The sequence below is a fragment of the Pseudoalteromonas sp. GutCa3 genome, assembly GCF_002836155.1.
GTDB lineage: Bacteria > Pseudomonadota > Gammaproteobacteria > Enterobacterales > Alteromonadaceae > Pseudoalteromonas > Pseudoalteromonas arctica.
This window is the reverse complement of the sequence record NZ_PJBK01000021.1, coordinates 47135-55045: the sequence shown is the minus strand read 5'-3', so window position 1 is coordinate 55045 and position 7911 is coordinate 47135. Positions and strand designations below refer to the sequence as shown.

The following is a 7911-nucleotide window of genomic DNA, read 5'->3' as shown; positions in this document are numbered from 1 at the left end:
GCGTAATAAAAAACCAAGAAGCGTTTAAGCTCCAAGAAAGTTAAATACGGCCTTGAAGCTTAAAATGAGAGATGGTATCTACAGGTGTTTAGGCGGGCTTTGTAGTGTTGATTGTGGTGTTTGAATTATTGTAGGTGAGGTTTTATACCTCGCATTGTGTTTTTTATAATGCCAAAGCGCGATGTAAAATCGCACCTACGGGTTTGTTCAGTGCAGTGGTTTAATTGTTGTAGGTGAGGTTTTATACCTCGCGGGTGTTTTTATAAAGCCAAAGCGCGATGTAAAATCGCACCTACAATTTAAAAGCTTCGCTTTTCGCGCGAGCAAGCTTTGCGCCTACAGGAGTTTAGGCGGGCTTTGTAGCGTTGATTGGGAGTTATGAGCCGTTACTAAAGAGCTAAGTGCGATGTAAAATCGCACCTACGGTTTTGTTGATTGTGGTGTTTGAATTGTTGTAGGTGAGGTTTTATACCTCGCATGGTGTTTTTATAAAGCCAAAGCGCGATGTAAATTCCAGCCTACCATTTAAAAGCCTCGGTTTCCTCTTATTCCAACCGCGTTACTTTCACTTTTATTTTTCCGGCATTAGCGCCGTAAAAGCGGCTTAAGTCGTTTGCAAATGGGCAAAACTCGCCAGATTTATCCATTTTAATATCGGCGCCGTTGGCTATTTCAAAAAGGTGGTCGTCGTTTTTATTTATAGCACCAATAAGTGAAAACCATTGTGCACGAGGAAATCGTCTAAATGGTTCAAGCACAGCCATGGGGATTTCTTTTACGCCAAGTTGTACGTTATCGCGGTTCCAGCCTAATGGCGTGCACTTTATGCCATCGTCAAACCAGTATTGATTTGGGTATGGGGTAAAGCGGTACGTAGCGCCTTGCTCTAGCATAAGGCCGGTTGCGTTATATTGCTCTGAGGCAAATACCATTACATCTTGGCTTTGGTTAATGCTCAGCACATTCATGTTTTGATTAGCCAGTTCTATATGTTGGCTTAAACCAATAAAGCTAAGTGTGGTGTTGTCGTTATAGCTAATTTTGTAATGCAGTTTTTTAAGCGATTCTGGGCGGTAACTGGTTAGCTTATTAATGCGTTCGGCTACGCTGAAGTGCACTAAAGGCTCAAGGTTGCTGGCTTCGTCATCAATTAATACATAACACTGCCTATCTACTAATTTAAAAAATGGGTTAAACCAAAAGTAATTTTGTTGATGACTTAATGCGAGCGGATCGGGCGTTACGGTTACGTCATCTTGTGCTACTAAGTTGCTATCGGGGAGCAGGGTTTCGTAATCTATATCGTGGCTAGTGAGTAACGATATATTAAGCGGTTGTTCTATTAACCACTCAAGTGCGTAGCGCAAGCAAATATCGGCTAGGCCATCGCGGTAGTAACCGCCGCCAATGTCTGAATGCGCACCTGCAAACCATAGCTCGGTAATATTGCTTTGATGGTTCATGAGTGTGGGTTCAAAGGCGCGGCGTTTTTCATCAAGGGCTACGCAGTGCAGCGCGTGAGTAATGTTGTTGGCAATGGTGTGGTTTTCAAAAATAACGTGCTCTGCGCCACGTGTGGCTTTACTTACTTTTGATAAGCCAATAGAGGCGACGGTATCAAACACACATACGTAAACATTATCAGCAATTAAAGGCTCTAGAATTTTGGCAAAACGCCTAGCAAGTGCACCGCCTCGGCTAAAACCCGTTAGCAGTATGGTATCGCCTATTAGGTAGTGAGCTTTAAAGTCGCTTAATGCTTGATTTAAAATACTGGCTACGTCGTCACCACGAGGTGCAAGGGTTTGGTTTAAAATGCGTTTAAGGCGGCTGCCTTTAGTGCCAATACCTTGATAATAAAAGCTGAGTTGGTTAGCAAAAGGAGTAATGGGGGAGTCTTCTAATTTACCGCCAAGCAGTAAATGCAATTTTAGAATGTTGGTAATATTAGAGTCTTCTTTAAAATGCTCTGAGCTAAATTGCTCTGCATCACGGGGCTCGTTTCCTGTGCCGTCAAAGTTAAAAATTAGCGTTTTACCCGTCATAACCCAATTTCCTTAGTTGTTTTAAATACTCTACACAGACAATGTTAAATATTAAAGACAATATTTTGGTTAGTAACAAATACGCCAACTAATTTGTTGGCGTATTAAAAGTGCGGGTTATAGGTTATTAAAAGTATAGTGATTTAGCTGCGTGCCCTCTGCGGGTTTTAATGCGGGGTTTAACTTAATTAATTGCTCGTAAACCTCAGGATAAAACGTTTTTAATCGTGCTGCGCGAGAAAGGTGATTCGGTTCAATTTTTTCAACAAGCTGTAAGGCTAAAGGAATCATTGGGCTTAACTCCCCTTTGGTATAGCTTTGCTCAAGCGCTAAGTCGAGTATATCTACGCCTAATTTTTCTGAATCAGCGGGTATTTTATTGTTAATTAGAAATTGTACTACCTCGACAGAAGACGATGCAGCTTGTACATAAACGTCGCGCCCATACGTATCGGTAATCGAAAAATCAAAACCAGCTTGTTTAAGCTTTTGCCATTGACTAAGAGGAAAACGACTTAATCTTGCTAAATCACTCGGTGGCTTAGGTTCAACTCGGCTTTGCCAGATCGCTATAAAGTCATGAGGCTCTAATAGTAGGAATGAAAAAAGTGTATCGGTTTCTGTTTGAGTTAATGGTGTACTAAGGCTGTACTCATAAGCTTTTTGGTAATCTTTTTTAGACAAATATTCGCTGAACGCGTTATGACTTCTATCGTTTGAAAGCTGATTACTTAGTATACTCCACCAGTAATTAACTAATACGGGGTCTTGTTCTTGTAAAACATATTCGAAGTTATTACCTTGCTCTTTTTTTACCTCTAGCACCGTATTATATGCTCGCATAGTAGAGTGTAATTGTTCAGTAGCGCTTAACTGCTGCTGTAATAGTTCACAGTTTTGTCTTTTATTATCTAGATCTTTCTTTTGTTGCTTCAAATCTACTAAAAAACGTGCAACATCAGAATTATCGGGCTCACTCACTTGGGGCAATGTGGCGTTATCTATTTTACCAATAGGGTTAAAGTAAGCATATTGCTCAGGGTTTTCCTGGCCATTAATATAGGCGCCTTGCTGGTAAATAAAATCACTTACAAAAGAAACGCCTTTGCTATTTAGGTAGTCACTAGCATTGCGGCTATGAGCTTTATAGCCCTGCTCTGTAAGGTAGTTTAACATTTGAGTATGCTTTGCATCTAAAGGGGCTAGCGTTAAGTTACCGCTTTTAGGCAGGCTTACTATTGCAACGTCTAAACCCGTAAATAAGCCTGGCTGATTGGTTGGTGTTACGCCTAGTTGCTGCAGTGCTTTTACAAGCGGTAAATTAAACTGGCTTACGGCAATATCAGCCATGTTATATAAAACAGAATTTTCTTCGTACAGCGGCATAGCATCCAGTGCCGGCACCTGCTTCATAAGCGCAAAAATATACTCATTAGGAATGTTGTTTTTAATCGCAGTAGCCACTTCATTTACTGTGAATTGGTTAGATGAAATTGCCTGCTCAAACTCTTTTGGCGTAAATTTATTTGCATTAAGCACAAACAATGTAGCCGGGGAAATAACCTCACTGCCTTCAAGTTTAATAAACGTTTTAGAATAAGTGGTAAATGTATCTGTGTTGTTTAATAAAGCATAAAGGGTTTCTTTTTGTACATTTTCATCAAGGGGTACACTCAGAGTAAGTCCTGGAGGGCTATGCTTATTATCTCCAAGCTGTTGAATCATTTCTTTTACTTTATCATTGGTGAAGCCTTTAATTGCCTCAATGCCTTGCCAATTAGCTAATTCGTTTAAAGAGCTAGTAATATTAAGCTGCTGTTTTTGCTCAGTAACTATGGCATCTCTTAAAAAGGCAATGTATTGACGCTTATTGATTTCTGATAGGTTTGCATACTTTAAAATCGTAGGGACCGACGTCCCTTTTTTAAGCTCACTCACAAAAAATGAAACAAGCGATTGGTTTAAATTATTTATTTTTATATGTTGTTGCTGTGATTGATCTTTGCAAAGGCGAATATCTTTTTTTAGATCTGTGACTATTCGAAGCGGGGTGCCTTCTGCAGGCTGCTTTTTATTAACTAAGTTAGGCTCAGTGGCATTTGGTGCAGCCACGTTGGGCTGCTCTACATCGGCTGTGTTAGGCTGGGTTTTAAATAGATATACTGCCAAAGCCGCTATAATTATAAGTCCGAGAAGTAGCTTTTTCATAACCGCCAATCCTTTGATGTTATTAAAATATTCTCACATCGTACTACTTTAGGTACGCAAAGTGCAAAAAAGCTTTAAGAGATAATACTTATTAACTCTTAAAGCTTTTTTGTGGTTTTGTGAGCGTACTTAATTTATTAGTGCAACTTCATTTTAGGGCGCACTACACGCAACACTTTTTCGCTTATCCATAATGCAAAGGTTTTTGCGCTGCCATGTATGGCGCGTTGGTGCATACGGTATAAAGATATATACATAAAGCGAGCAATTTTACCTTCAATAAAAAAGGTATTGCTGGTGAGGTTACCCATTAAGTTACCCACAGTACTGTAGCTTGATAAATTAACCAACGAGCCATGGTCGCTGTATTTAAAGCCGCGTAGTGGTTGCTGCTTTAATGTTGCTATGAGATTTTTTTCGACGCACAACGCCATTTGGTGCGCCGATTGTGCGCGAGGTGGTACTTGTTTGCCGTCGGCTTGGGTAAATGCGCAGCAATCGCCTAATACAAAAATGCTTTCGTCAACGGTGCTTTGTAAAAACTCGTTTACTTGAATTTGGTTGCTGCGAGTAAGCTCAAAAACACCTAAATCTTTAATAAAATCAGGTGCTTTTACGCCTGCCGCCCACACCATTATATCGGCATCAATGTGTTCTTCATCTTTGGTGATAAAGCCTTGCGCAGTGCCTTCTTTCACTTGCGTTTGTTCGCGCACGTTTACGCCAAGCTTTAATAGCTCACGTTTGGCACTTACGGCAATACGCTCAGGTAATGCAGGTAAAATACGCGGGCCAGCTTCAATTAAATGAATGTGTAAACGCTTAGACGACATATTTGTTAAGCCATAAAGCTTTAATAGCTCAGACACATGGTAAAGCTCAGCTGAGAGTTCAACACCCGTAGCACCGCCGCCAACAATGGCAATATTAAGTGATTGTTGTTGGTTGTCGTCTTGGTGAAGGCGCGTAAAGCTATCTAGTAATGAGTGCTGAAAGCGCTCTGCTTGTTGGCTTGAATCTAAAAAGTAGCAGTGCTCTTTTATACCAGGGGTATTAAAGTCGTTACTTACGCTACCAATGGCAATAACAAGGTGATCGTAACGTACTGTACGACCAGGTAAAATAGTGTGACCTAACTCATCGTTAAGTGGGGAGAGAGTAATTGTTTTATTGCTTTGGTCTATATTGCAAAAAGTACCAAGTTGAAAACGATAATGATGCTTTGCGGCATGTGCTGAATACACAACGCCATCTAAATCAGGGTCAATAGAGCCTGTCGCTACTTCGTGCAGTAACGGCTTCCATATGTGGGTACGGTTTTTGTCTATTAACAGTATATCTGCTTGTTTTTTTTTCCCTAGCTTATGCCCCAGTTGGGTTGCAAGTTCTAATCCGCCAGCACCACCGCCAATAACGACGATTTTAGGTATTGTAATACTCATAACGTTGCCCTTAAAAATAATATACCCAAGTGATCTGCATTTTTTATTAGTTTTTTAAGGTGACTTGGGTATCAATAAATTATTTTGGCAACAAGTAGTTACTACTCATTTTATGGGTGCCTAGTTTGCGCCTAAATAAAACCGATGTCAGCAATAAATAATGTTATTTGTTGTATACTGAGTTGCAAATATTTCATCTACACTGAATTTTTATAAGCATGACTATTGTTTAGCCATCAAAAGGACATTTATGACCACGCCACTAATTCAATCACTTGAGCAGCACTTTGGTTTTAGCCAATTTAGAACAGGGCAACAACAAACTATAGAGCAGCTTTTAAATGGTCAATCGTCGTTGGCTATATTTCCGACCGGCTCGGGTAAATCGTTGTGCTATCAATTAACTGCGTTGCATTTACCAAATTTAACCTTAGTGGTTTCGCCTTTACTTGCATTGATGAAAGATCAAATTAGCTTTTTAAATAGCAAAGGTATTTACGCGGCAAGCCTTGATTCGAGCCAAGATCAAATGCAAAGCAGCACCGTAATGAATGATGTGCGAAATGGTAAAATTAAAGTACTAATGGTGTCGGTTGAGCGCTTTAAAAACGAGCGTTTTAGAGAGTTTATAAGCCAAGTGGCACTTTCGATGTTAGTGGTAGACGAAGCGCACTGTATATCAGAATGGGGTCATAACTTTAGACCCGACTACCTTAAATTGCCGCGTTACCGCGAAGAGCTTAATATTCCTTTAGTGTTGTTACTTACTGCAACGGCGACTAAAAAAGTAAAACGCGATATGGCAGAGCGCTTTGCTATTGCGCCTGAGTGCATTGTGCAAACGGGCTTTTACCGCGCTAATTTAGATTTAAGTGTGTTGAGCGTTAAAACCGCCGATAAAAACACAGAGCTTACCAACATAGTGCGTGCGCAAAGTGGCCCAGGTATTGTGTATGTAACGCTACAGCAAAGCGCTGAGCAAGTTGCTAATGCGCTAAGTGCGCAAGGTGTGCATGCAGTTGCTTATCATGCAGGGCTTGAAGATACGCTACGCTGGCAAATTCAAGATGACTTTATGGGCGGTAAAATTAACGTTGTTGTGGCAACTATAGCCTTTGGTATGGGCGTTGATAAATCTGATATTCGCTTTGTTATACATTACGACTTACCAAAATCGATTGAAAACTACAGCCAAGAAATTGGCCGAGCAGGGCGCGATGGCAATCCATCAAACTGTTACACGCTTGCTAACCTAGACGGCCTAAATACGGTAGAAAACTTTGTATATGGCGACACCCCTGAGCTTAGCGGTATTGAATACGTAATTAACGATATTCGCCAAAGCCACCAGCAATGGGAAATGCAAGAATACAGCTTATCGAGCGAGAGTAATATTAGGCAACTGGCACTTAAAACCTTACTTGTACAGCTTGAAATGCAAGGCGCTATAACGCCGCAATATGCTTACTACGCCGATTTTAAATACAAATTTTTGGTTGATAAAAACGAGCTGCTTGGTCATTTTGATGAGCAACGCCAAGCGTTTTTAACGCAAATATTTAGCCATACCGATTTTAAAAAAATATGGGGCACGCTAAATTTTGACTCCCTTACGCAAGCCGCGCAGGTTGATCGCAAACGCGTAGTGGCTGCTCTTGATTACCTAGCCGAAAAAAACCTAATAACGCTCGAAACCAAACGTATTACCCAAGTATACAAAGTGCATAGCGAAGTTATAAATAACCCAGAACTTGCCCAGCAACTTCACGACTACTTTACCGACAAAGAACAAGCCGAAATTAAACGTATTGCTGCACTTGTGCGCTTTTTTGAGCTACAAAGTTGCTTAAGCTATAACTTAGCACGCTATTTTGACGATCAAAATGCACCTGAGCAGTGTGGGCATTGTAGTGTGTGTAGAGGCCATGCGGTTAAGCTTGAATACTCTATAGAGCCTGCATATATTGACGAGCAACTTATTTATCAAAAGGTAGATGAGTTTTTAGCGCATATGGCAGGCAAAGGTAATCATAATGTGGGTATTGAAACCCAATGCCGCTTTTTAGCAGGGATGAGTGTGCCGTTATTTGCGCGTAATAAAGTGCGCCAGCTGAGTGGTTTTGCACTGTGTGAGCAAATGCGTTACAGCGATATTAAAGCAAAACTACTAGCGCGTTAAATTAGTTACTGTATCCTAGTGGCTTATTCAAAAAAGT

4 protein-coding genes are annotated in these 7911 nt (G+C 40.6%); 1 reads left to right on the top strand and 3 read right to left on the bottom strand.

What is annotated here, in order from left to right; all coding sequences use genetic code 11:
* Positions 1 to 545 precede the first annotated feature (545 nt).
* From CXF64_RS03440 to CXF64_RS03430, 3 genes are all read right to left on the bottom strand, one after another.
* A complete protein-coding gene (locus CXF64_RS03440; RefSeq protein ID WP_039488781.1) occupies positions 546 to 2045 on the bottom strand; it encodes a phospholipase effector Tle1 domain-containing protein in 1500 nt (499 codons plus the stop codon).
* A gap of 117 nt (positions 2046 to 2162) precedes the next feature.
* A complete protein-coding gene (locus CXF64_RS03435; RefSeq protein ID WP_101216281.1) occupies positions 2163 to 4253 on the bottom strand; it encodes a cupric reductase in 2091 nt (696 codons plus the stop codon).
* Positions 4254 to 4390: 137 nt separating this feature from the next.
* Positions 4391 to 5695, bottom strand: a complete 1305-nt coding sequence (locus CXF64_RS03430; RefSeq protein WP_007583476.1) for an NAD(P)/FAD-dependent oxidoreductase — start codon at positions 5693 to 5695, stop codon at positions 4391 to 4393.
* Positions 5696 to 5945: 250 nt separating this feature from the next.
* Here CXF64_RS03430 and CXF64_RS03425 point away from each other — a divergent pair, with 250 nt between their 5' ends.
* Positions 5946 to 7874, top strand: coding sequence for a RecQ family ATP-dependent DNA helicase (locus CXF64_RS03425; protein ID WP_101216280.1), 1929 nt, complete (start codon positions 5946 to 5948; stop codon positions 7872 to 7874).
* Positions 7875 to 7911: the final 37 nt, after the last annotated feature.

What these genes read in the sequence shown, in the direction of transcription:
- CXF64_RS03440 (WP_039488781.1), bottom strand. Translation starts at nt 2,045, where the DNA reads ATGACGGGTAAAACGCTAATTTTTAACTTTGACGGCACAGGAAACGAG.
- CXF64_RS03435 (WP_101216281.1), bottom strand. Translation starts at nt 4,253, where the DNA reads ATGAAAAAGCTACTTCTCGGACTTATAATTATAGCGGCTTTGGCAGTA.
- CXF64_RS03430 (WP_007583476.1), bottom strand. Translation starts at nt 5,695, where the DNA reads ATGAGTATTACAATACCTAAAATCGTCGTTATTGGCGGTGGTGCTGGC.
- CXF64_RS03425 (WP_101216280.1), top strand. Translation starts at nt 5,946, where the DNA reads ATGACCACGCCACTAATTCAATCACTTGAGCAGCACTTTGGTTTTAGC.